This window comes from Roseomonas sp. SRI_022, assembly GCF_057586215.1.
In genome coordinates, this window is the sequence record NZ_JBYCZL010000002.1 from 20,973 (window position 1) to 44,924 (window position 23,952).

General features: G+C 70.3%; 22 protein-coding genes. 3 read left to right on the forward strand and 19 right to left on the reverse strand.

Features of this window, described 5'->3' with window-relative positions:
• Window positions 1–2: 2 nt before the first annotated feature.
• The 13 genes from AC2YHJ_RS01860 to AC2YHJ_RS01920 all read right to left on the reverse strand — a co-directional run bounded on the left by AC2YHJ_RS01860 (window position 3) and on the right by AC2YHJ_RS01920 (window position 16,875).
• Entirely contained in the window at window positions 3–1,604 is a 1,602-nt protein-coding gene (locus AC2YHJ_RS01860) for an efflux transporter outer membrane subunit (RefSeq protein WP_487393604.1), read from the reverse strand.
• Window positions 1,605–1,689: 85 nt separating this feature from the next.
• Window positions 1,690–2,001 carry a hypothetical protein gene (locus AC2YHJ_RS01865; protein ID WP_487393605.1) on the reverse strand — a complete coding sequence of 104 codons (312 nt, stop codon included), beginning with the start codon at window positions 1,999–2,001 and terminating at the stop codon, window positions 1,690–1,692.
• A 76-nt stretch (window positions 2,002–2,077) separates the two neighbouring features.
• Window positions 2,078–3,598: a siroheme synthase CysG gene (gene cysG, locus AC2YHJ_RS01870; protein WP_487393606.1), complete on the reverse strand. Its 1,521-nt coding sequence runs from the start codon at window positions 3,596–3,598 to the stop codon at window positions 2,078–2,080.
• A 2-nt stretch (window positions 3,599–3,600) separates the two neighbouring features.
• Entirely contained in the window at window positions 3,601–6,228 is a 2,628-nt protein-coding gene (locus AC2YHJ_RS01875; protein ID WP_487393607.1) for a nitrate reductase, read from the reverse strand.
• Window positions 6,228–7,790 carry a sulfite reductase subunit alpha gene (locus AC2YHJ_RS01880; RefSeq protein WP_487393608.1) on the reverse strand — a complete coding sequence of 521 codons (1,563 nt, stop codon included), beginning with the start codon at window positions 7,788–7,790 and terminating at the stop codon, window positions 6,228–6,230. Before AC2YHJ_RS01880 ends, AC2YHJ_RS01875 begins: the two co-directional genes overlap by 1 nt.
• A complete protein-coding gene (locus AC2YHJ_RS01885; protein ID WP_487393609.1) occupies window positions 7,787–9,517 on the reverse strand; it encodes a NirA family protein in 1,731 nt (576 codons plus the stop codon). The genes AC2YHJ_RS01880 and AC2YHJ_RS01885 overlap by 4 nt, the downstream gene beginning before the upstream one ends.
• The gene (locus AC2YHJ_RS01890; protein WP_487393610.1) at window positions 9,517–10,710 is read right to left on the reverse strand and encodes an NAD(P)/FAD-dependent oxidoreductase; all 1,194 of its coding nucleotides are present in this window, start codon (window positions 10,708–10,710) and stop codon (window positions 9,517–9,519) included. Before AC2YHJ_RS01890 ends, AC2YHJ_RS01885 begins: the two co-directional genes overlap by 1 nt.
• Window positions 10,711–10,712: 2 nt before the next feature.
• A complete protein-coding gene (locus AC2YHJ_RS01895; RefSeq protein WP_487393611.1) occupies window positions 10,713–11,504 on the reverse strand; it encodes an ABC transporter ATP-binding protein in 792 nt (263 codons plus the stop codon).
• Between the two features lie 11 nt (window positions 11,505–11,515).
• A complete protein-coding gene (ntrB, locus tag AC2YHJ_RS01900; protein ID WP_487393612.1) occupies window positions 11,516–12,307 on the reverse strand; it encodes a nitrate ABC transporter permease in 792 nt (263 codons plus the stop codon).
• Window positions 12,308–12,399: 92 nt separating this feature from the next.
• Window positions 12,400–13,680 carry a CmpA/NrtA family ABC transporter substrate-binding protein gene (locus tag AC2YHJ_RS01905; protein ID WP_487393613.1) on the reverse strand — a complete coding sequence of 427 codons (1,281 nt, stop codon included), beginning with the start codon at window positions 13,678–13,680 and terminating at the stop codon, window positions 12,400–12,402.
• Complete coding sequence (locus AC2YHJ_RS01910) at window positions 13,677–14,780, reverse strand: CmpA/NrtA family ABC transporter substrate-binding protein (protein WP_487393614.1); 1,104 nt, start codon at window positions 14,778–14,780, stop codon at window positions 13,677–13,679. The genes AC2YHJ_RS01905 and AC2YHJ_RS01910 overlap by 4 nt, the downstream gene beginning before the upstream one ends.
• 237 nt (window positions 14,781–15,017) lie before the next feature.
• Window positions 15,018–15,584: an ANTAR domain-containing response regulator gene (locus AC2YHJ_RS01915; RefSeq protein ID WP_487393615.1), complete on the reverse strand. Its 567-nt coding sequence runs from the start codon at window positions 15,582–15,584 to the stop codon at window positions 15,018–15,020.
• Between the two features lie 46 nt (window positions 15,585–15,630).
• The gene (locus tag AC2YHJ_RS01920) at window positions 15,631–16,875 is read right to left on the reverse strand and encodes a helix-turn-helix domain-containing protein (protein WP_487393616.1); all 1,245 of its coding nucleotides are present in this window, start codon (window positions 16,873–16,875) and stop codon (window positions 15,631–15,633) included.
• On the opposite strand from AC2YHJ_RS01920, the gene AC2YHJ_RS01925 reads away from it, so the two are divergent.
• A complete protein-coding gene (locus AC2YHJ_RS01925) occupies window positions 16,874–17,359 on the forward strand; it encodes a hypothetical protein (protein WP_487393617.1) in 486 nt (161 codons plus the stop codon). The two genes, AC2YHJ_RS01920 and AC2YHJ_RS01925, sit on opposite strands and share 2 nt — an antisense overlap.
• A 20-nt stretch (window positions 17,360–17,379) precedes the next feature.
• The gene (locus AC2YHJ_RS01930; RefSeq protein WP_487393618.1) at window positions 17,380–17,844 is read left to right on the forward strand and encodes a hypothetical protein; all 465 of its coding nucleotides are present in this window, start codon (window positions 17,380–17,382) and stop codon (window positions 17,842–17,844) included.
• Between the two features lie 56 nt (window positions 17,845–17,900).
• Here the strand turns inward: AC2YHJ_RS01930 and AC2YHJ_RS01935 are convergent, their stop codons facing one another.
• The 4 genes from AC2YHJ_RS01935 to AC2YHJ_RS01950 all read right to left on the reverse strand — a co-directional run bounded on the left by AC2YHJ_RS01935 (window position 17,901) and on the right by AC2YHJ_RS01950 (window position 20,723).
• Window positions 17,901–18,344, reverse strand: a complete 444-nt coding sequence (locus AC2YHJ_RS01935; protein ID WP_487393619.1) for a hypothetical protein — start codon at window positions 18,342–18,344, stop codon at window positions 17,901–17,903.
• Window positions 18,345–18,360: 16 nt separating this feature from the next.
• The gene (locus tag AC2YHJ_RS01940; RefSeq protein ID WP_487393620.1) at window positions 18,361–18,705 is read right to left on the reverse strand and encodes a hypothetical protein; all 345 of its coding nucleotides are present in this window, start codon (window positions 18,703–18,705) and stop codon (window positions 18,361–18,363) included.
• Window positions 18,706–18,825: 120 nt separating this feature from the next.
• Complete coding sequence (locus tag AC2YHJ_RS01945) at window positions 18,826–19,683, reverse strand: amidohydrolase family protein (protein WP_487393899.1); 858 nt, start codon at window positions 19,681–19,683, stop codon at window positions 18,826–18,828.
• Window positions 19,683–20,723: a 5-methyltetrahydropteroyltriglutamate--homocysteine methyltransferase gene (locus AC2YHJ_RS01950; protein ID WP_487393621.1), complete on the reverse strand. Its 1,041-nt coding sequence runs from the start codon at window positions 20,721–20,723 to the stop codon at window positions 19,683–19,685. The genes AC2YHJ_RS01945 and AC2YHJ_RS01950 overlap by 1 nt, the downstream gene beginning before the upstream one ends.
• Window positions 20,724–20,858: 135 nt before the next feature.
• Here AC2YHJ_RS01950 and AC2YHJ_RS01955 point away from each other — a divergent pair, with 135 nt between their 5' ends.
• On the forward strand, window positions 20,859–21,821 hold the full coding sequence (locus AC2YHJ_RS01955) for an MBL fold metallo-hydrolase (protein ID WP_487393622.1): 963 nt from the start codon (window positions 20,859–20,861) through the stop codon (window positions 21,819–21,821).
• 7 nt (window positions 21,822–21,828) lie between these two features.
• On the opposite strand, the gene AC2YHJ_RS01960 is transcribed toward AC2YHJ_RS01955, so the two are convergent.
• Together AC2YHJ_RS01960 and AC2YHJ_RS01965 are read right to left on the reverse strand one after the other, a co-directional pair.
• Complete coding sequence (locus AC2YHJ_RS01960; protein ID WP_487393623.1) at window positions 21,829–23,001, reverse strand: mandelate racemase/muconate lactonizing enzyme family protein; 1,173 nt, start codon at window positions 22,999–23,001, stop codon at window positions 21,829–21,831.
• Window positions 22,998–23,906, reverse strand: coding sequence for a dihydrodipicolinate synthase family protein (locus AC2YHJ_RS01965; protein ID WP_487393624.1), 909 nt, complete (start codon window positions 23,904–23,906; stop codon window positions 22,998–23,000). Before AC2YHJ_RS01965 ends, AC2YHJ_RS01960 begins: the two co-directional genes overlap by 4 nt.
• Window positions 23,907–23,952 lie beyond the last annotated feature (46 nt).

Sequence of the window (23,952 nt, forward strand, 5' to 3'; positions counted from 1 at the left end):
CATCACCATTGCGGTGCGCGGATGTCGGGGCCACGGTCTGCGGGGCCGGGGAGGCCGGGGGCGGCGGGCTGCGGCGTGCCGCTCGGCGGCAGCAGCCGTCCCCAATCCGTGCGCGCGCGCATCTGGTCGCGCGTCGCGTCATTGACGAAGTCGTTGCCTTCGCGCAGTTGCCAGCCACCGCCGAGCGATCTGTACACGGTCGTCAGCGACGTGGCGCGGTTGCCCAGCGCGACCGCCAGGCTGTTCTGCGCGGCATAGACGTTTTGCATAGCGGTCAGCACGGTGGTGAAGTCACGCGTGCCCATGCGGTACTGGTCCATCGCGATGGATAGCGCCTGCTCGGCGGCACGGACGCTGCGGCGGAGCAGTACCGCCTGCCGCCCACCCTGGAGGTAGCCGCTCAGCCCATTCTCGACATCGCGCTGCGCGCGCAGCACGGCGTCACGATAGTCGACCAGCAAGCCCTGCAGCCGCGCATCCTGGACCCGGACGTTGTTGGTGATCTGCCCGTAGTTCAGAATCGGCCAGGAGAAGCTGGCTCCGAAGGCGAACTGGATCGCGTTGGACGTGAACATGTCCGACACGCGATTGGCGCCGACATTGCTCGCCTGTGACCCGAAGACGCCGGTCAGCTTGAAGGCCGGGTACAACTCGGCGAGCGCCATGCCGATCTGCTCGCTCTGCGCGGCCGCGCGGAGTTCGGCGACGCGGATGTCGGGACGGCGGCGGACCAGATCGGCGGGGATGCCGACCGCGACTGTCTCGGGCGGCGTCGGGATATCGGGCCGGCCGGCCAGCAGCGCATCCATCGGTTGCGGGGCGAGGCCCAGGAGCACCCGCAGCGCCGCCTGGCCCTGTTCCAACTGTGCCGTCAGCTGCGGCACGGATGCTTCGGTCTGCGCCAGCACGTTCTCGGCCTGCGCGACGTCGAGGGCGGTGCTGACCCCGCCACGCCAGCGGTCCCGCGCGATCTGCAATGCCATCCGCTGGCGGACGACATTGGCCCGTGCAATGGCGATCTGTGCCTGCAGGGTGCGGATGCCGATGTAGGTCGAGGCCACATCGCCCACCAGCGTCACCAGCACGTCATCGTAGCGCGCGATCGAGGCCAGGTAGGCCGCATCGGCCGATTGCACGCCGCGGCGGAAGCGCCCCCAGAAATCGAGCTCCCAGGCCGCGCTGGCGGACAGCGCCCCGCGCCAGAACTCGCCGAGCCCCACCTGGGTCACGCCACTCGGGTCGCTCTCGCTCGGCCGCAGGTAGGTCAGGCCGCCGCCGACCGACTGCGACTGCGGATAGAATTCACCTGCCGCGACGCCCAGTTGCGCCCGCGCTTCCAACACCCGCGTGCCGGCCGAGAGCAGCGTCAGGTTCTGCCGGTACGCGGTGTCGACCAGGTCGTTCAAGGTCGGGTCGTTGAAGACGGTCCACCACCGTTCATAGGTCGCGCGATCCGTCACCACAGCGGGTTCGCCTGCCTGAAGCCAACGTTCGGCAAGGGTCGCGGTCGGCTCCGTGAAATCGGGCCCGACCTTGCAGGCCGCCAGCGGCAGCAGGACCGCCAGCACCGGCGCGCGGATTCGGAAGAAGACCGAACGTATCATGGGACCCGAGCCTGAGATTCATGCGGAGAATACACGTTGCGCATCCGGCGCCGAATCCCGCCGGGCGCTGCGGGGTGTCGCGCCATCAGGCGCCCGCGCCGTCCCGGGCCATCGCGGCAACCGATTCCGCGCGGGCACGCTCGATGGCGCGGGAGAATTCCGACCAGAGCATCCCGGTCGGGAGGAAGGGCGGCTTGCGCAGGATAGTCACGGAAAGCTCCGCGCGCTCGGCAGCGAGATCGAAGCGCAGTTCGACCTCCCCCAGAGGCGTGTTCCCGGCAGCCGTGCCGGATCGCTGGTCCTCGTCGATACGGAAGGCGACGCCGGCGACATCAACCCGTGCAGCGATCCGCTCCAGCATGTCGAGCGTCACGTCGTTGAAGATCTGGCTGGACATACGCGCGCGGGCTCCAGGTATGCGGACAAGGACGGCGCCGTTCGGATGACGCGGCCGACAGTAGGTTCGTGCATCTTCACGGCTTGTGAAGGCGCCCAGCCTCGTTGTCGCAGCAGCCGCCAGATTCGGTCCAGCCTGTCCGCAGGCGGAAGATTGCGGATCGGCGCACGGTTTCGTTCATCAGGACGGGCGCAGATTGCGCCGTCCCCTTCGCCGCGTGACGACCGGGCCAGGATGTGGGGCGGTGCGACCGCTCCCAGGCTGTGCAGGGCTCGGCGAAACGCGCCCGCGCGGCGGTCATGGCGCCGCCGTGGCTGACGACCTCGCCCACCATCACCAGGGCAGGTCCGCCGCGTGACCAGCCCTGCGCATCGTGTGCAACCGAGGCGAGGGTGCCCGCCAGGACCCGCATCGCCGGCGTGCCTCCATTCTCGATGACCGCGGCCGGCGTCGAGGGATCCAGCCCGGCGGCCACCAGCCCCACCTCCAGTTCCTGCAGGGTCGAGATGCCCATGTAGACCGCAAGCGTCTGGCCGGGCCGTGCCAGGCCGGCGAAATCGACGTCGAGCCGCCCCTCACGCGTATGCCCTGTCACGAAGGTGACGGCGCGCGCCGCATCACGATGCGTCAGCGGGATGCCCGACTGCGCCGCACAGGCGAGCGCCGCGGTCACACCCGGCACAACCTCATGCGCAATGCCGGCTTCCGCGAGGGCGGCGGCTTCCTCCCCGCCGCGACCGAAGACGAAGGGGTCGCCGCCCTTCAGCCGTACCACGCGCTTGCCGGCCCGCGCGAGGCGAACAAGCAGGGCGTTGATTTCCTCCTGCGGCAGGCAGTGATTGGCGCGCGCCTTGCCGACATAGATCCGCTCCGCGTCGCGCCGGGCCATGTCCAGCACGGCGTTGGAGACGAGCCGGTCATGCACGATGACGTCGGCCTCTCCGAGTAGTCGCAGCGCGCGGAGCGTCAGCAGGTCGGCGGCACCGGGGCCGGCGCCGACCAGATGGACCACGCCGGCCGGCGCAGTCTCGGCGGTCTGCAGCGCGGCCAGGAAGGCAGCTTCCGCTTCACCGGCGCGGCCGGCCAGTGCGAGGTCGGCGGGCGGCCCGGCAAGCACGCGTTCCAGGAAGCGCCGACGCGCGTCGAGGTCCGGCAGCGCGCGCCGCACCGTGGCGCTCATGCGCCCGGCCAACGCGGCCAGCGCGCCGAGCGCGGGCGGCAGCGTCGCCTCGATCGTCTGGCGCACCATGCGCGCCAGTACCGGCGCGGCGCCGCCCGTCGAAATGGCGATCGTCACCGGATCGCGGTCAACGATGGCGGGCATGATGAAGGAACAGAGATCCGGCCGGTCAACGATGTTCACGGGGATGCCGCGCCCCTGGGCCGCGGCCGACAGCGCGCGCAGATCCTCCTCAGGCGCGTCGGCGCCGATCGCCAGCGCGACACCGTCCAGCAGCGTCGGCGCGAAGCGGGCGGCGCGATGCACCGCAGCCCCTGCGGCGGTGAGCGGTGCGGCCTTGCGCTCGGTGACCTCGCCGGCACCCAGCACCAGTACGCGACGCCCCAGCAGGTCGAGGAAGGCGGGGAAGTGGCGCATGGTCAGACGATCTCCCGTGCCAGCAGCGACGCGATCTCGGGCTTGCAGGACCCGCAGCCGGTGCCGGCGCGCGTCGCCACGCCCACCCCGGCGACATCCGCCGCGCCACAGCCGGCAATGGTCGAGGCGGTGACGCCATGGCATGCACAAACCATGGGCGAGGGCGGCGGCCCGTCGGCGCGGCGGCCGACCAGCAGCGCGGCGCGGTCGGCCGGGGCAAGCAGCCCGGAGGTCATCAGCGCCGCCAGCCAATCGCGCGGCGGCAACAGGGCGGCGGGGGCGACCGCGACAAAGCCCGTCAGCACGCCTCCCGCCAGCGCCGCGGCGCGGAACACGTTTGCGACCGGGTCCTCCAGCACGGCCCAATCCTCGGCGGGCAGCAGGGCACGTAGCCGGGCGAATGCCTCGGCTGGGGCTTCCTGCCCGGCGAGTTCATGACGCCAGGCCCCCCCTTCGATCGGCGCGGTAGCGCACCATGTGGCGATGTCGGGCTCGCAGCGTTGGGGCGCGAGCAGGAAGCCGTGCCACGCCGCCGCATAGGGAAGCACGCGCAGCGGCGTGTGCTTGAGTTCGGGCTGTCCGCTGATCGGATCCGTCGCGGCAATTAGCGCCGCATTGATGCGCGCGGCGGGGGCGAATTGCGCCGTCCAGTGCATGGGCGCGAAGGCCGTGCCGCGACGCTGTCCGCTATCGCGCGCAAGGCGCAGCACGGCGGCGCCGGCGGGCGTTTCCGCCCGGACCAGGGCGCCCTCGGTGAGGTCCGGCAGGTCATCCGGATGCAGCGCCATCACCGGCTCCGGTGCATGGGCCATCAGCCGAGGCACGCTGCCGGTGCGCGTCATCATGTGCCACTGGTCGCGCAGCCGGCCGGTCAGCAGGCGCAGCGGAAAGTCGGCATCGGGCTGCGCGATCGGTGCCCGAAATGGGGTTGGCACCAGGCGCGCACGGTCGGCGGGAAAGCCGCCGGCGGCGAAGTAGCGCTCGGCGCCCGGGCCTTGCGCGGGGACGGGCCAGCGCGTCGGCTGCATGACGGCGTAGTCAGCATCCGCTGTCCCGGCGAGCCCCGAGATATCGAACGCGCGCCGCGCCGGCCGGGCAAGGCCCGTGACCGCGGCATGCTCACGGAAGATCGCCGCGGGGCCAGTCCAGGCAAAGGCGTTCGCATGACCGAGGCGCTTCGCCACTTGCGCGACCGCCCACCAATCGGGCTTCGCCTCGCCGGGCCATGGCAGGAAGGCGCGCTGCCGGCTGATGACGCGTTCGCTGTTGGTGACAGTGCCGTCCTTCTCGCCCCAGGCCAGTGCCGGCAGCCGCACCTGTGCGAAAGCCGCGGTGTCCGAACGCTGCGTGACCTCGGAAACCACGAGGAAGGGCGAGCCGGCCAGCGCACCGCGCACCGCATCGCCCTCGGGCAGGGAGACGGCGGGGTTGGTCGCCATCACCCACAGCGCACCGATCTCGCCGGCGCCGAGCGCGCGGAACATCTCGACGGCCTTCAGCCCAGGCTTCGAGGCAAGGCGTGGCATGTCCCAGAAGGCGGCGAGTGCCGCGTGCTCGCCGGGCCTTTCCCAGTCGAGATGCCCGGCCAACACGTTCGCGAGTGCGCCGGTCTCCCGCCCACCCATCGCATTGGGCTGGCCGGTGACGCTGAAGGGGCCCATGCCCGGCAGGCCGATCCGCCCGGTGAACAGATGGGCGTTGATGATGGCGTTGGCCTTGTCGGTACCGGCGCTCGACTGATTGACGCCTTGGCTCCAGAGCGTGACGACGCGTGGTGTCTGCGACCACACGGTGCAGAAGCGGACGATGTCCTCGGCCGGCAGGCCGGTCAGCGCGGGCGCCTCCGCGGCGATGGCGCGGGCGGTGGCGAGTGTTGCCTCTATGCCTTCGACATGGTGCGTGAGGAAGGCCGCGTCGCCGAGGCGGCGCTCGTCGAGATGCGCCAGCAGCGCGGCGAAAAGCGCGACATCGCCGCCGGGCGCGATGGGCAGGTGCAGGTCGGCCCCTTCGCAACTCGCCGTGCGGCGCGGATCGATGACGACGATGCGCATCGCCGGCCGCGTCTCCTTGGCCGCCATCACGCGCTGGAACAGCACCGGATGGCACCAGGCGAGGTTGGAACCGACGAGGACCAGCAGATCCGCCTGCTCCAGATCGTCATAGACGCCGGGCACCACGTCCTCGCCGAAGGCACGGCGATGCGCGGCGACCGCGCTTGCCATGCACAGGCGCGAATTGCTGTCGATGTTGCCGGTGCCGAGCACGCCCTTGGCGAACTTGTTCGCCGCGTAATAGTCCTCGGTCAGCAACTGGCCGGAGACGTAAAGCGCGACGCCATCGGGCCCGAGGCGTTCAAGCGCCCGGCTGAAGCCTTCCGCCACGGCATCCAGCGCCGCATCCCAGGACGCACGCTTGCCGCCCACTTCCGGATGCAGCAGCCGGTCGGTCAGCGACAGCGTCTCGCCGAGCGCCGCCCCCTTGCTGCACAGGCGACCGCGATTGGCCGGATGGTCGGTGTCGCCCTCGATCGCCGCGCCGCCGCGCCCATCCGGCGTGGCGCGCACGCCGCAGCCCACGCCGCAATAGGGGCAGGTGCTGCGCACCGTCCGGGCGGCGAGGCTGCCATCCATCAGTAGACATCCCGCTGGTAGCGGCCCTGGCGCGCCAGGGCGACGATCCAGTCGCGCGCCTGGTCGGCACTCATGCCGCCTTCCGATTGCGCGACGCCGCGCAGCGCCGCATCGACATCCTTCGCCATGCGGGAGGCATCGCCGCAGACGTAGAAATGCGCGCCATCCTGCAGCCAGCGCCACAGATCGGCGGCGTCTTCCGCCATGCGGTGCTGGACGTAGTCCTTGCGCGCGCCATCGCGGCTCCAGGCCAGTGACAGGCGGGACAGCGTGCCGGCCTTCCGCCAGGCCTCGATCTCGCCTTCGAAGAGGAAGTCGGTGGCGTGCCGGCGATCGCCGAAGAACAGCCAGGACCGACCCTTGTCGCCGCGCGCCGTACGATGCTGCAGGAAGGCGCGGAAGGGCGCGATGCCGGTGCCAGGGCCGACCATGATGATCGGTGTGGTCGCGTCGGCGGGCAGGCGGAAATGACTGACCTGGATCTCGGCGTGCAATGGCGCATCCGGCGTGGCGCGATGGGCGAGGTGGCAGGAGGCCACGCCGTCCCGCGCGCGCCCGCGTCGCGCGTCTCGCACCACGCCGACGCAGAGTTCCACGCGCTCACCGACCGCCGCCTGCGAGGATGCGATGGAATAGAGCCGCGGCTTGAGGCTCGGCAGGCTGTCGAGCAGCGCCTGCAGCGGCGGCCGCGCCGAGGGGAAGGCGGTCAGCAGGTCGAGCAGGTCGGCATCGGCCGGCTCGGCACCATCATCGCCATCCGCCAGGGCGTGCAGAGCCGTTGCGTGCGGGCCATGCGTCGCCGCACCCGCCAGAAGGTCGAGCGTGCGGTCGAGAGGACGCGCTATGTCCAGCACCGCGGTCAGCGCCTCGCGCAGCGTGGTCTCCGCGCCGCCGGCGCGGACCGGCATGGCGGGCTCGACATGCAGCGCGGCGATCACCGCATCCACCAACCCTGGGTCGTTCGGGCAGGCCAGCGACAGGCTGTCGCCCGGTTCGTAACGCAACCCGCTGCCCGCGAGGTCGATCACGACATGCCGAACATCCTTCTCCGACCCCGCACCCGTCAGGCGGGTAGCGGCGAGCACCGGCACCGGCACGCCCTTCGGTTTGACGACGGCTGCGGAAGCAGGCGTCGCGGCGACGACCGGCGCCTCGGCGAGCATCGCCTTCAGCGCCTTCTGCGTCGCCTTGGCGCCCGGCACGCAGAGCGCGGTCGAGGTCTCGGCGCCGGAGGCCAGCGCCTCGGAATAGGTCTGGCAGAGGTAGCCGCACTGTCCGCAATCGAGCTGTGCCATCGCTGCCATCAGCCGTCGGTTCAGCGGGCGGCCTTGGGCGAGCGCCAGCCGTTCGTCGAGTTCGAGCGACGGATCGTGCCAGGGGAACTCCTCCGCCGGTGCCGGCGGCGCGGCGGAGGCGTTGGTCGCCCCTTCAGCCGCGCCGCCGTACAGCCCCGCGAGGAATCCGTTCAGCCAGGAGCGCTGGGCCGCCGTGAAGGGCGCGCTGTCCGGGATGAGCGGAACCGGCGCGGGGCCGGGAAAAGCCGTGGGGATGATCGCGTTCATGCCGCTTCCTCGACGCGCGCATCGGCGAGTGCGGTCAGCGCCGCGTCGTCCTGCCTGGCGCAGAACAGGTGGAAGGTCTCGCCCGCCACGCGCTGCGTGAGCCAAGCCTGCAGCAGGCCGAGCACGACCGGGCCGAGCTCGTCATGCGCGACCTTCGGGCGGATCAGACGGCCAATCTTTTGTTCCGGACCGGCGCCGCCGCCGACATGCAGGTCGTAGCCCTCGATGAGGTCCTCGCCACGTTCGACCTTCGCGCCGAGCAGCCCGATATCGGCGATGTAGTGCTGCGCGCAGGAATGGTGGCAGCCGGTCAGGTGGATGTTGATCGGCTGGTCGATGGTCAGGCGCTGTTCCAGGTACTCCGCCAGTTCCGCCGCATGACGCTTGGTGTTGCTGGCGGCGAACTTGCAGCCGGCATTGCCGGTGCAGGCCACGAGGCCGCCGCGGATCGCGCTTGCCCCATGCGTCAGGCCAAGCGCAGCGAGGCCTGCCAGCGCACCGTCCAGCCGGTCGGCCGGCACGTCGCTGATCAACAGGTTCTGCCAGACGGTCAGGCGGATGGTGCCGGATCCGAAGCGCCGCGCGACCTCGGCAAGGCCGCGCAGCTGCGCGACCGTCAGTCGCCCGAGTGGCGTGACCACGCCGATATAGGACAACCCGTCCTGCTTCTGCGCATGCACGCCGACATGGCCGTGCTTGGCGGGCGGCGCAGACGGGTGGATGGCGGTCTCGTCCATCCGTTCCAGCGCACGGCCGAGGCGCTGCTCGACCAGGGCGAGGAAGGCGTCGATGCCCAGTCGGTCCAGCACATATTTCAGCCGTGCCTTGGCCCGGTTGGTGCGGTCGCCCTCGGCGATGAAGACACGGAGGATGGCGTCGCAGACCGGGATGATCTCGGCTTCCGTCACCACGACGCCTGTGCCGCGCGCGAAGTCGCGATGCCCGGTGATGCCGCCGAGGGTCAGGCGGAAGCGCAACCCCGCATCCGTCGCGACGGCGGACAGCGCGATGTCGTTGGTCTCCTGCAGCACCTCCACGGCGCCGCCGCCGGCAACCGAGATATTGAACTTGCGCGGCAGGGCGAACAGGTCGCGGGTATGCAGGATGTGATGGTGCAGCGCGCGGACGGTGGGGCGCGTGTCGATCAGCTCGGCCGCGTCGATCCCGGCCGTCGGGCTCGCCGTGATGTTGCGGATGTTGTCGGCGCCGGTGCCGCGCGGCAGCAGCCCGATATCGCCGAGGCGCATCACCACCTCCGGCCCCTTCGATGCCGGGATCTCGCGGAACTGGAGATTGGCGCGGGTCGTCACATCGGCATAGCCGCCGGCGCAATCCGCCGCGATGCCGGCGATGGCATCCAACTGATGCGCCGCAAGGATGCCGCCCGGGATACGCAGCCGGCACATGAAGGCATCCTGCGCGGGGCCGACGAAGAACAACCCATGATAGCGGCCGATGAAATCGTCAATCGGCTTCGGAAACTTCCCACCGTCTGCTCGCGCTGTCAGTTCGTCCCAACGATCGAGCGGATGCTTCTCGCGCTTCGCTTCCTCCTGCAGCACCAACTTGCCGCCGCGCGCGATGGTCGCATCCTGCGCGGCGCGCAAGGCATCGGGCGGGCCGCCGCCTTCGCCGGCGGGCAGCAGGGACCCTCGCCGCGCCTCGACACCGGCCATGAAGCCCTTGAGGTATTCCTGCTGCTCCGGATTGAAGGGGGAGTCGTTCATCACGCAGCGTCCTGGAAGGCCGGGCCGAAGGGCAGCAGGTCGCGCATCGGCGCGACGTTGCGGCCCTCGGCCATCAGGGAAAGGTAGAAGGGCGCATCGGCGGTATCGCCATAGAGCACCGCGCCGATGAGCCTCCCGCCGCGCAGCCAGAGCCTGCGATACCGACCGATCGCATCGTCTGACAGGGTGATCGCCTCGGCGTCGGCAGGCTCGATCTCGCCGGCCGACCAGACATCGATGCCGGACACCTTCAGCGCGGTCGGGTCGGGGCGCGGGGCATAGATCGCGGCCTCCCCACGCAACGTCGCGGCTGCCGTCTCGGCCATGGCGAGCGCCGGCGCGACCAGGCCGCAGACCGTGCCGCGATGTTCGGCACACTCGCCGATGGCGAGCAGGCCCGCCACGCTCGTCCGCATCGCGTCATCCACCACGATGCCGCGCGACACATCGAGGCCCGCCTCGCGCGCCAACGCCACCGAGGGCCGCACGCCGACTGCCATCACCACCATCTCGCAGGGGATGCGACTGCCATCGGCCAGGCGCAGGGCGCGAACCTGGTTCTCGCCTTCGATCGCCTCGGTCTTCGCCGGCATGGCGAAGGCTAAGCGGCGTGTCGCACCGAGCTGGCGCGCGAGCAAAGCGCCGGCGGCCGGATCGAGTTGGCGTTCCATCGGCCAGCCCACGGCATGGACGACCGTGACGCGCCCCCCGCGCTGGGACACCGACGCCGCGGCCTCGAGCCCCAGCAATCCGCCGCCGATGACTGCGACGCGCGTGCCAGTGGTGACGGATCGCCGCATCGTCAGCACATCCGCCATGCTGCGATACAGATGCACGCCCGGCAGATCCGCTCCAGGCAAGGGCAGGCGCACCGCCTCGGACCCTGTCGCGATTACCGCGCGGTCGAAGGCGATGACCTCGCCGCGCGCCGTGGTGGCACGACCCGCCGGGGCATCCAGGGTCGTGATGCGTGTCGATGGGCGGAAGGTGATGCCGAGCGTGCGCAGCCGCGCGGCATCGTGGGTGATCAGCACGGGCGCGTCGGCGTCACCCGACAGCACGCGGCCGAGGGCGACGCGATCGTAGGGCAGTGCGGCCTCGGTGCCGCACAGCGTCACCGCCAACCCCGCTTCCGCCGCGCGTTCCGCGCAGCGCGCTCCGGCCGGCCCGGCGCCGATCACCAGCACGCGCATGGTCAGGCGGCCGCCGGCAAGGCGTGGCGCTCATGCAGGAAGCGCAGCACCGCTTCCCGCGCCGAGAGGAAACGCGGGTCGGATGCCAGCGCGAGGCGGTCGCGCGGGCGTGGCAGATCGACGTCCAGGATCTCGCCGATCGTCGCGTTTGGCCCGTTCGTCATCATAACGATGCGGTCGGACAGCAGCACGGCCTCGTCCACGTCATGGGTGATCATCATGACGGTGGTGCCGAGCCGGGCATGGATATCCATCACCTGGTCCTGCAGATGCGCCCGTGTCAGGGCGTCGAGCGCACCGAAGGGCTCATCCAGCAGCAGCACCTTGGGGCGCATCGCCAACGCACGGGCGATGCCGACGCGCTGCTTCATGCCGCCCGATATTTCATGCGGCCGCTTCTGCGCATGCGCGTCCATGCGCACTAGGGCGAGGTTCTCGTGGGTCCACGCGTCGCGCTCGGCGCGCGACATGGACCGGCCCACGGTGCGGTCCACGGCGAGGCGGACATTCTCGTAGACGGTCAACCAGGGCAGCAGGGAGTGGTTCTGGAAGACCACGGCGCGGTCGGGTCCGGGCTCGTTGACCTCGGTGCCTTCCAGCACCACGCCGCCGAGCGTTGCCGGCAGCAGCCCTGCGACCACGTTGAGCAGCGTCGACTTGCCGCAACCCGAGTGGCCGATCACGGCGACGTACTCGCCCTGCTTCACCTTGAGGTCGACGCCGTTCAGCACGGGCACCGTACCGGTGCCGAAGCGGACGACGACGCGGGAGATGTCGAGGAATGTGCGTTCCATGGCCGGCCCCTTCACTGCGCGGAGGTGCCGCGGGTCACCGCGCGGCCGATCAGCGCCATCACGCGGTCGAGGAGGAAGCCGACGACCCCGATATAGACCAGCGCCACGATGATGTCGGAGAGGTTGGAGGAGTTCCACGCATCCCAGACGAAGAAGCCGATACCCACGCCGCCGATCAACATCTCGGCGGCGATAATGGCGAGCCAGGACAGGCCCACGCCGATGCGCAGGCCGGTGAAGATGTAGGGCGCGGCAGCGGGGACGACGATCCGCAGGAACCAGTCGAACGGCGACAGCCGGATGACGCGCGCGACGTTGCGGTAGTCCTGCGGCACGTTGCGCACGCCGACCGCGGTGTTGATGATGATCGGCCAGACCGCGGTGATGAAGATGACGAAGATCGCCGAGGGCTGGGCCTCGCGAAAGGCCGCAAGCGACAGCGGCAGCCAGGCGAGCGGCGGCACGGTGCGCAGCACCTGGAACAGCGGGTCCAGCGCGCGCATCGCGAAGCGCGACGATCCCACCAGCATCCCCAGCGCCACCCCCACCACGGCCGAGAGCGTGAAGCCCACGGCAACGCGCTGCAGGCTCGCGAACAAATGCAAGCCGAGGCCCTTGTCGAGCCCGCCGCGGTCGTAGAACGGGTTGAGGATCAGCTCCTTCGCATCCGCCCAGACGCGCGAAGGTGGCGGCAGCGTCGCGGCAGGTCCGCCCGCGGCCCATTCCCATACGGCGGCGAGGCCCGCCAGAAGCAGGATGGGCGGAATGATGACGGCCAGTGTGTGCTGGACATGCGGGCGCATCCGGTCCGTCAACGTCGGCCCGCGGCGTGGCGGGGCCGACGCGGTCGACGTGCCCGCGGCCTCCGCCGCAACAGGGGGTGTGATGGCGTTCATCACGCCGCCCCCGCGCCGAGCTTCTTGATCGCGAGGCTGTCGAGATAGGCGCGCGGGTTTTCCGGGTCGAAGACCTTGCCATCGAAGAAGGTCTCGCGCCCGCGGGAGGTGCCGGTGGGCGTCTCGGCATTCGGCACGCCGGCGCGCGCGGCCGCCGCGCGCCAGATGTCCTCGCGGTTCACCTCGCCGATCAGCTTCGTGGTGTCGGTGTCCTCCGCCAGTACGCCCCAGCGGATGTCCTCGGTCAGGAACCACAGATCATGCGACCGGAACGGGTAGGAGGCGTGGTCGCGCCAGTACTTCATGGCGAGGTTCGGGTTGGTCACCTCGCGCCCGTCGCCGTAGTTGATGACGCCCTGCGTGCGGCCCTGGATATCGCCGGGTGGTACGTTGAACCAGGCGCGGCGGCCGAGAATCTGCGCCAGCTCGGCGTGGTTGGCCGGGGTGTCGCACCAGCGCGCCGCCTCGATCACGGCGGCCGTCAGTGCCTCGGCGGCACGCGGGTGCTGCTGGACGAAGGCGCCGCGCAGCGCGAAGGACTTCTCCGGGTGATCCTGCCACAACTCGCCGGTCACCAGCGCGGTGTAGCCGAGGTTCTGGTTCACCAGCTGCGCGTTCCACGGCTCACCGACGCAGAAGGCGTCCATCGTGCCGACGCGCATGTTGGCGACCATCTGCGGCGGCGGCACGACGATGGTCTGCACGTCCTTGTCCGGGTCGATGCCGCCTGCCGCAAGCCAATAGCGGATCCACAGATCGTGGGTGCCGCCGCGAAAGGTCATGGCGAATTTGCTCTCGCCATTCAGCGCCGGTCGCAGCACGGACGCATCGAGCCGCGTGCCGAGCGGCTGGTGCTTCTTCGCCACCGAGATGGCCTGGCCGTTGGTATTCAGCCGCGCGAGGATCGCCATCGGCACCGGCTGGCTGTTCTGCGTCACGCGACCGGTGTGCATCAGGTAGGGCATGGGCGTGAGGATGTGCGCGCCGTCGATGCCGCCGCGCTCGCCGCCCAGCACCAGGTTGTCGCGCGTCGCGCCCCAGGAGGCCTGCTTCGCCACCTCGACATCCGGCATGCCGTGCTTGGCGTAGAAGCCCTTCTCTTTGGCCACGATCAGTGGCGCGGCATCGGTCAGTGCGATGTAGCCGAGCGTCGCCTTGCGCACCTCCGGGGTGGTGGACGCTTGCGCGAAGGCACCGCGGGGCAGGGCAGCCCTTGCGGCGGCAAGCAGCGCGGCGGTGCCGGCAAGGGCCGCGCGGCGGCGGATCGGGGTCTGGCTCATGCGTCGGACTCCAGCATCATGGGGAGAAGAGGGGAGGGCGCGGCCTGGCCGATTCCGGGCCTCGGGGAGACCCGCGAGGCGGCGCGTTCCCACAGGTCGGGCCGCCAGGGCGCGAGCGCCTCGGTGTCATCGGCCGCGGCGTGGCCCCAGCGGCGCATCGCCGCGAGCCAGGCACTGGCTTCCTCCCGGCTCGGGCAGGAGGCAGCGCGGAAGCGGATCGGAGCAGCGATCACGCGCGGCGCCTCGCCCGGCGGCGTGGCGATGCGCCCCTCCAGCGCGGCGGCGATGGTCGATCGCGGAAGTTCAGGAAAGGCGCGTTCCTGCAGGATGCGCGCGGCGGCATCGCGATTGGCCGGGTCGTCGAGCCAGATCGCGGCCTCGATCACCGCGGCGGTGACCGCAAGGGCGGTCTCCTCGTCGCGTTCGGCGACGCCATCGCCAAAGGCGAAGACCTTTTCCGGATGGTCGCGCCAGATATCGGCTGTGGCGAGCACGAAGCGGCCCGCGCCGGTCGCCACGGCGTGGCTGCCCCACGGCTCGCCGACGCAGAAGCCTTCGATCGCACCATCGGCCAGGGCGCGCGCCATGCGCGGCGGCGGCACCACGACCAGGCGCACATCATGATCGGGGTCGAGCCCCCCGGCGGCCAACCAGTGGCGCAGCAGGTAGTTGTGCGAGGAGAAGGGGAAGACGACGGCGATGGTCGGCGGCGGCAGGCCTTCCTCGGCGCGGGCGTGCAGCGCATCGGCAAGGCGGCGCGGGTCGAGCGGCGCGTCGAACGGGCCGATCGCCGCGGCCAGGGCTGGGGAGAGGATGAAGGTGTTGCCGTTGCGCGCGAGGCCGGAGGTGACCGTCAGCCGCCGCCGCAATCCGCCCGCGCCGGTGGCGAGCGCAATCGCCAGTGGCCCGAGCAACTGCGCAGCGTCCAGTGTGCCGAAGGCGAGCTTGTCACGTAGCGCCGCCCAGCCGGCCTCGGCGGAGAGCACCACCCGCACGCCGTGGCGGGGGAAAAGACCCAAAGCATCCGCGACCACCAGCGGCGCTGCATCAGTCAGCGGGACGAAGCCGATGCGCAGGGGGCGCGATGCCGGACGATCCACGTGACGCTGCTCCGGACGGGATGTCGTTCATCCCGCAAGGGCAGCCCGCCGTTGGACCACCAGGTCGATCGCAGTAGGGTCACGCCGACCACGCCGTTGCGGCCGGTGACGCGCCGCATGGTGCAGCGCACACAATTCTTGCCCCAGGGTGGCGCGGCAGCGGAAGGGAAAATTCGATCGAAATGTGGGCAAATCAGGCGCGCAAGACATGATATGGACGAAGATTAGCCAATATGGCTAATTTTCCGTCAGTATCTGCTCCGCGATTGCCACCATTTTGAGCCCGCGATCCATCGACCAGCGCCGCATCAGCTTATAGGCCTCGGGCTCAGAGAGCCGTCGGCGCTGCATCAGGATGCCCTTGGCGCGTTCGATCACCGTCCGCTCGGCCAAGGTGGCTCGCGCCTCGTCGCGCTCCGCGCGCAACGCCTGGAAGGCGCGGAACCGGCGGATCGCGACCTCCAGCACCGGCCGGACTCGGGCGGGGGCCAGGCCTTCCACTACATAGGCGGCGACGCCGGCCTCGAGCGCCGCCTCGATCTGGTCCGCATCGCCACGGCTGGCGAAAACCACCACGGGACGGGGTTCGTCACGGTTCAGCACGCGCATGCTCTCAAGCGCGTCGCGCGAGGGGTCATCGAGGTCGCAGACGATGATGTCGGCCTGGGATTCGCGGACGAGCCCGATCAGGTCGGCGGTGTCGGATGACACGCCAACCACCACGAAGCCGGCGGCTTCGAGTCCGGCCTGCACCTGGCAGGCGCGGGTGGCATCGGTGTCGACAAGCAGCACGCGCAGTTGCACGACTCCCGCTTCATGATCGGGCCGCGCCGCTGTTTCCCTGCATCGTTTATGCCCTGGATCGGGTGCCGCTGAGAAGGGTGGCGTGTCCTTGCGCCATCGTCTCCGAGGGCAACTCGCCGAACAGGTCCCGGTATTCCCGGGCAAACCGGCCCAGATGCCAGAAACCGTTGCTGAGCGCGGCGATCTTCACATGGGAGATGGAGCCGCCGCTGGCGCGCAGGGCGGCGCGGGCCAGATGCAGCCGCCGTAGCCGCAGATAGCGATGCACGGACATTCCGTGCACCGCGACGAAGGCGTTGTGCAGCGTGCGCATCGGCACGCCGAGCGCCTGTTCGAGGTCGTCCGAGTAGAGCGGCGTGCCCATCCGCGCGGCAAGCGCCTCCTCGGCCTGGGTGACCAGCGCGACGCGGCGCTGCACGGCGCGGTGGGCCGCATCCCGATGCACCGGATGGCCCACCGCAGCCAGGCTGAAGCGCATGGCGTCCTCGGCCATGGATTTCCGCACGGCGGGCACGCCCATCCGCGCGGGATCCCGCGCGGCGAGCAGCGAGGCCTCCGCCAGGAATCGCGACAGGGCTGCGTGCCCGATGCCACCCCGGCGCAACAGGAATTCCCCGTCCCGGGGTAACGTCGCCGCGGGGACGGCGGCCTGCAGCACCTCGCCGTGGAAACTGAGTGCGCCCCAGCGGATCGGATCAAGAACGCGCGCGAAGACCGGTGCGCCGGCCGCGAGGTGGAAAATGTCGGTTGAACGCACCGCCGTGCCGTTCACCTGCGTGCGTCCCTCCGGCAGCGCGATGCCGATCAGCAGCACGGATTGGTCCTTGGCGACCTGGCCTCGGCTGATGTGTGCGTGATCCGCCGCCACCTGGAGGCGGATGGGTCCGAGATCGATGGCCGTGAGTGTTGCGGCAAAGGGTGCGGGGGCGAGGCGCAGATACTCGACCTGCACGTCGCGCAGGGCCGCAGCCAGATGGTCGGGGTCGTCGATGGACGCCACATGGACCGGCGGGGGGGTGTCGTACCCGTCCAACTGCTCGCACTCCCTGACCGCCCTGGCCTGGATACGATGCCGGTCTATGCGCCCCCGGCCGGACTCGCAATGACCGCATTGACCGCCGGCGGATGGTGCGTCCCACTGCGGGTCCGGATCGCCCGGCCCGTTCGGGAAGGGGCCGGGCTCTGATGCCGATCTGCGTCGCGGATCATGATTGCCGCGACGCGTGATCGGATGGGGGACGCCGGAGCGATTCCCTTCCGTCGCCCCTGTCCGCAACGAGGATGCCGCCATGACGATCGCCCACTGCCGTATGCCCCGCCGCCTCACCCTGCTCGCGCCTTTTGTGCTCGCGGGTTGTGCCGGCGATCTGCCGCAAGCGCCGCCGCCCGCCGACGCGGTGCCCTCGCCGAGCCTCTTCACCCTGTCCCCGGGCACGCCGGTGGATGGGACGGTGCAGCTGACGCTGCTGCGTGGCTCGACGACAGCGCGGGGCGTGTTGAGCACCAACGCGCAGACCTTCCGATTCACCATCAGTGGGCTGTCCGTGCAGGACGGTGCGCCCGCGCGGGCGACGGTGACTGGGCGCGTCTTTGGCCTGCAGCGCACCGGGGATTTCGCCGGGACCTATCGCGATGTCGGCGGCGTCGCCTCGGACCTCGGCGCGGCGCTACGCCTTGGCAATGACAATCTGGTGCTGATGGAACTTCGCTCGGCGCCGGCGGGGCTCGCCCTCGGCGTGCCGTCCGGGAGTGCGATGGTCTCCCTGATGCCCTGAGCCGGCCGGGCGCCGCCAGCATGAACGAGGTCGATCCGGTGAGCGGGATCGTCGGCTGGGGGCATTCCTGGGCAGTGGGCGCGCCCATCATCGTGCTGACGGTCGTGGTGCATGTGCTCGGCCTTGGGTTGATCCGCGCGGCCTTCCATCGGGCCTACCGGCGGCGCGACCAGTCGATCCGCGGCCAGGTGACGCATTTCGCCCTGATGATGAGCGTGACGGTCTCGCTGGTGACGCTTCTGCATGTGCTGCAGGCGGCCCTCTGGGCGGCCGCCTTCGTCATTACCGGGGCCATGCCGAACGCTCACCGTGCCATGCTCTATTCGATCAGCGCGATGACCACTTTCGGTCACGCGCCGATCTATCTCGCGCCGCATTGGCAAATGCTGGGCGCGTTGGAAGCGCTGAACGGCGTTATCCTGTTCGGCCTGTCCACCGCCTTCCTCTACGCCATGATCCAGCAGGCCTGGCCGGGCGGCAAATGACAGGGCAGGGCCGCCATCGCGGCCTGCACCCGTGGCATGGCGGCGCGCCCGCGCTCTCAATTGTTGTAGTAGTTGTTCACCACGGTCGGCGGCTGGCCGTAGTTGTAGACGGTGGCGGCCGCCGGCGGGCGGGAGGCCGCGGCCGCCCCCATGGCTGCGCCCGCAACCCCCCCGACGATGGCGCCGGCCGCGAAGGTTCCAGCCGGGTTGTAATACGGCACGGGTGCCGGCACGGGCGGACGATAGTAGCTGCCGTAGTGATAGGCGCCGCCATAGCCGTGATAAGCATAGGTCGGATGGTAGCCATAGGCGCCGGTGCCGCCGGCATGCCAGTGGTTGCCCCAGGCGGTGGTGCCGCCGGCGTGCCACCACACCAGTTTCGCACCGGGGACTGCCTCGCGCAGCGCATCACGCAGCGCGCCGGCAGCGTCGATCGGCGCGGCGCCGGCCGGCAGCACCGCCAGCCCCGCCATTGCCGTCAGAAGAAGGAGCTTCCGCATCGTCCGATCCTTCGCGTCAGCGGTTGAGGCCATGGTCCTGCACGAGCTTGCGCCAATCGGCGAGGCTGCGCTCGCAGAACTGCCGATCCGGCTCATGGGAGGAACCCGCGCCATAGGCGGAAACGAAGCGGAAGGCCGCATTCGCGCCCATCTCGGCGATCAGGATGCTGTTGAAGGCGAGCAGGGCGCGCTGCGCCGCCGGCTTCTCGGCCTCCGGCAGGCATTGGATGGCATGGCCGGCCATCAGACCGAGATTGGTCAGGCCGCGATCAAGCCCCTCGACGGTGACGGCGGGCGGCGTCTGCGCCGTGGCAGAGGTCGCGAGCCCGACCGCGAGAAGAGCGGATGCCAGAAAGCGCATGCGTGCGTGTCCCAGGACTGAGGTGAGCCGAGGGCACAATCCTAGCCCGGTCGCGCGGCCGGATCGATCCGATAACGTGCGGTGCCGCTGAGCTGGCTCCGCACGTCCTCGTCAGCGACGTCAGAACCCGTAGAGCCGGGCCGGATTCTCCACCAGCACGCGCTGCCGATCCGCCTCGCCTGGCACCCAGGCGCCGAGCAGGTCGAACAGCACGCCGTCCTCGGGCATCCATTCCGACATGGACGGATGCGGCCAGTCGGTACCCCACAGGCAGCGTTCCGGCGCGGCGGCGAACAGCGCGCTGGCGAAGGGCGCGACATCGGCGAAGGGCGGCCCGGCCGAGGAGATGCGGTAGCCGCACAGCTTCACCCAGGCGCGCCCGCTGCCCAGCAGCCGCAGAAGCGCCCGGAAGCCGGGTGCATCGACGCCATCGGACGTGCGTACGCCGCCCATGTGGTCGATCACCACCTCGACCGGCAGCGCGGCGAGGCGCGGTGCGAGGTCCGGCAACTGTTCCCCCGTCGCATAAACCTGCAGGTGCCAACCGAGCGGCGCGATCCGCCGCGCCAGCGCCTCCAGCCCTTCGAGCGGCGTGCCATTGCCACTGACCGCATTGAAGCGGACGCCGCGCGTGCCGCCATCATGCAGCGCGCGCAGCGCCGCGTCGTCGATCCCAGGATCGACCACCGCGACCACCCGCGCACGGTCCAGCCCGAACTGCGCCGCCGCATCCAGCGTGCGGTGATTGTCGGTGCCGTAGACGGAAGGCTGCACGATCACCATGCGCTCGATGCCAAGCGCCCCCGCGACGCGCAGATACTGAGGGATCGGCGCTGCCTGGGGGTCGTAGTGGCGGCCGGCATCGAGGGGAAACCGGTCATAGGGACCGAAGATGTGGAAGTGGCAGTCGCAAGCGAGTGCCGGCGCGCGCCAGGACGGCCGCGGCACGACGTCGAGAGGCGGCAGGCAGGACTGCATCACGCGGCCCCGGTCAGCTCGCGCCGCACGATGGCAGCGCCGTCCACCATGGCGCGCATCTTCCCGTCCGCGACGTCGCGCGAGAGGTACTTCATCCCGCAATCGGGGGCGAGGATGACGCGCTGTGGGTTCACATGCGGCAGCGCCCGGCGGATGCGCGCCGCGACCGTCTCGGCCGATTCGACGCGCTGGTCGTTGAGGTCGATGACACCGAGGATGATCGACTGGTCCGGCAGTCCCTTCAGCACGGAGGTGTCGAGGTTCGACTGCGCCGTCTCGATCGAGATCTGGCGCACCTTGCAGCGGCACAGCTCAGGTAGGAAGGAATAGCCATTCGGCCGGTCATGCGCGTGGGCGGCGTAGCCGAAGCAGATATGCAGCGCCGTGGTGCCCTCGATGCCGTCCAACGCGCGGTTCACCGCTTCCACGCCGTACTGCCGGGCCTTGTCGGGGCGGGCCTGCAGATAGGGTTCGTCCATCTGCACGATGTCCGCGCCGGCGGCGAAGAGGTCGCGGATCTCCTCGTTCACGGCGGCGGCGTAGTCGAGCGCCATCTCCGCCTCGTCCTTGTAGAAATCGTTCTGCGCCTGCTGGGCCATGGTGAAGGGGCCGGGCACGGTGATCTTCACGAGCCGGTCGGTGTTGGCGCGCAGAAAGGCCACGTCGCGCGCTTCCACGGCGTGGCGGCGGCGGATGCGGCCGGTAACGCGCGGCACCGGGTTGGGCTTGCCGGTGCGGTCCATCGCCGTGCCGGGATTGTCGAGATCCACCCCGTCGAGCGCGGTCGCGAAGCGGTTGGAATAGGATTCACGCCGCATCTCCCCATCCGTGATGATGTCGAGCCCGGCCTTCTCTTGCGCGCGGATGGCGATCAGCGTCGCGTCGTCCTGCGCCTGTTCGAGCCTCTCCGGCGCGATGCGCCACAGCTCCTGCACACGCACGCGTGGCGGAAGGCGCCCATTCAGACGCTGCCGGTCGATCAGCCAGTCGGGTTGCGGATAGGAGCCGACGAGTGAGGTCGGCAGCAGCGTCGCGGTCATGGTGATTCCTCCGTGGTTCGAGGCTAGCCTTGACCGTTCAGGCGGGCCAGGGGTCGGCGTTCGGCTCGCCGCCACCGCTGCGCCGGCGGCACGCCCGTGCCAAACTCGGCTCAGTTGGACTCAGGGAGGAATGACATGACCAGTCTCACGCGTCGCGCGGCGGGCCCTGCCGCTGCCTCCGCAGTTGCCGCCGCGGCGATGCCTTCTGCCGCCTCCGCCCAAGCCGCGACCGAGCCACAGCAGGCGCCGGGCTTCCATCGCTTCAAGGTCGGCGGCTTCACCGTCACCGTCCTCAATGACGGCTTCGCCAGGCGCAATGTCGATGGGTTGGTGCGCAACGCGCCGCTCGATGATGTGCGTGCGGTGCTTGCCGAATCCTTCCTGCCGACCGACCACTACATCGGCCCCTACAACGTCACCGTCGTCGATACCGGCCGGCAGCTGGTGATGTTCGATGCTGGCACCGGCGGGCAATTGACGCCGACCGCCGGGCGGCTCGCGGCGAACATGGCGGCCGCGGGGATCGATGCTGCCCGCATCGGCCTGGTGGTCATCACCCATTGCCATCAGGACCACATTCACGGCCTGACGACGGCGGATGGGACGGCTGTCTTCCCGAATGCGGAGATTGCGATCTGCGAGACGGAATACGCCTGGTGGGCCGATGCCGGGAACGCCGCGCGGGGCCCCGAGGGCCAGCGCGTGAACTTCGCAAATTTCGCCCGCCGTTTTGCGCCCTATCAGGGACGCGTCCGCCGCTTCGCGCCTGAGGCAGAGATCGCCCCGGGCATCCGTGCCATCGCCGCCCATGGCCACAGCCCCGGCCACACGGTGGTGCAGGTCGCGGACGGCAACGAGCAGTTCCTGATGCTTGCCGACATCACCCATCGGCCGGAACTCTTCGCCCGGCGGCCGGACTATGTCTCGATCTTCGACTTTGACGGGCCGGCGGCGGCGGCGTCGCGCCGGCGCATCCTCGACCGCGCCGCGGCGGATCGGGTGCGCGTCACCGGCTATCACTTTCCCTTCCCATCCAACGGCTTCATCGCGAAGGACGGCAACGGCTTCCGCTTCGTCGCCGCCGACTGGAACGCCTGACGCGCGATCAGCCGACCACGCGGTCGAACATTGCCGGGGCCGGCTCGACGCCGAGCCCCGGCCCGCTCGGCAGGCCGTAGAAGCCTTCGGCGCAGGTCATGTCGCCAGCCAGGTAGCGCAAATTCGCATCGAAGATGCTGTGCTGGTATTCGTGCCAGGTCAGCGTGCGCAGCGTGCTCGCCGCCTGCAGACTGGCCGCCATGAAGATCCCGACCCCGATTGCCGCATGCGGCGCGACGGCGATGTGGAAGGCATGGGCCAGCGTGCCGATGCGGGCGAATTCGGTGATACCGGTATGGCCCATCTCCGGCTGCGCCACGCCGCAGCAGCGGCGTTCGAGGCGCGGCAGCCATTCATGGATGGTGCGCAACTCCTCGCCCAGCGCCACCGGCACGCCGATCGCGCGCGCCACCAGCGCCTGGCCCTCGATGTCCTCGGGCGCGCAGGGCGCCTCGGCGAAGGCCAGGCGATGCGGTTCCAGCCGGCGGATCAGGCGGATCGCCTCGGGTGCGGTGTGGCGCCAATGCAGGTCGGCCATGATCTCGGGCGCTTCGCCCAGTGCCTCGCGCAACGCAGCCATTTCGGCGACGACGCCGTCATCGGCCACCGCGGCGGCGAACTTCACGGCGCGGAAGCCACGCTCGATCCAATGCTGTGCCAACTCGCAGCGTTCGGTGAGCGTCGCGCGGGGCAGCCCGGAGACATAGGCCGGGATGCGCTGGTGTCGCCGCCCGCCAAGCAGCGTCGAGACCGGCACGCCGAGCCGCTTGCCGAGAAGGTCCCACAGCGCGATGTCCACCGCTGCCAGCGCATCGAGGTAGAAGCCGCCGAAGAAGCCGCGCACGCGCATCAGGTCGTAGAGATCCTCGTGGATCGCCGCCGGCGCGGAAGGATCGCGCCCTTCCAGCACCGGCGCGATCACATCCTCGATGATCTCCTTCACGGCGCCGGGGGCCACGATGCCGTAGGTTTCGCCCCATCCGACGGTACCGCTCTCCCCCTCGAGCCGCACCACGACGGATCGGTCCTTGGTGGGATAGAGCGTGCGGTTGCCACGACGCACGATGTATCCGCGGCGGTTGACGCTTTCCCCCTCGCGCAACGGCCCTAGGTACGGCTCGTCCCGCGGAATCTCGACGATCAGCGCCTCGACCTTGCGGATGGCGTCGATCGCGCTCACGGCAGGGGTATCGGCAGCACGGGTGCCGCGGTGGCGAGCAGCGCGCCGATCTCGGCGACATCCGCCTCATCCGGCACCGGGCCGGCCGCGCGCGCGGCCGTGTGCGCCAGAATGCCACGGCGACGTAGCACTTCCTTGGTCACGCGCACGCGGAAGACCATCTGGCTGCACAGCAGCGGCAGGGTCGCGTCGTAGATGCGGCGCGCGCCGGCGGCGTCGCCCGCACGCCAGAGCGACCACAGAAGCGCATGCGCATCCGCGACCTCGAGGGCCGGCATGGTGCCGCAGGCGCCGCGCGCGAGTTCATCCATCACGAAGCGCGCGCCTGCCCCACCGAGCACGCCGTCCAGCCGATCCCCCGTCGCCGCGAGGATTCGCGAGACATGCTGGCCGCAGGGTAGCGTCTCCTCCTTCACGTAGCGGATGGCGGGGACCGCGCGGCACACGGCGGCGACCGCGTCCGGGGCCAACCCTGCGCCGTTCGGCGGCGGCGCGTTTTGCAGCATGATCGGCAGGCCCGGCACGCCGGCGGCCATCGCGGCGAAGAAGGCTGATTGCTTGGCGACATCCTGGCCCGCCCCCGGCGGTGCCATGACCATGGCCGCGACGGCCCCGGTCGCGATCCCCTCGCGTGCCCGCGCGGCCGCTCGGTCCGGATCGGCGTCGGAAGCGCCGACCACGAAAGGCAAGCGCCCGCGCAGTTCCCGGCCGAGTGCGGCGACCATCCCAGCGCGCTCCTCCGCACTCAGCGTCTCCACTTCGCTTGCCATGCCGGGATAGACGACGCCCTGCACGCCCGATGCGACGGCGAAATCGATCAGCTCCGCGAAGGCTGCCTTGTCCGGCGTGCCATCGGGCGCGAAGGGTGTCGGCAGCACCGGGAAGACGCCGTGCAGGGACGCCATGCGCAATCTCCTCCGTGCTCCGCCGTTGACCGTGGCGAAGCGCCCC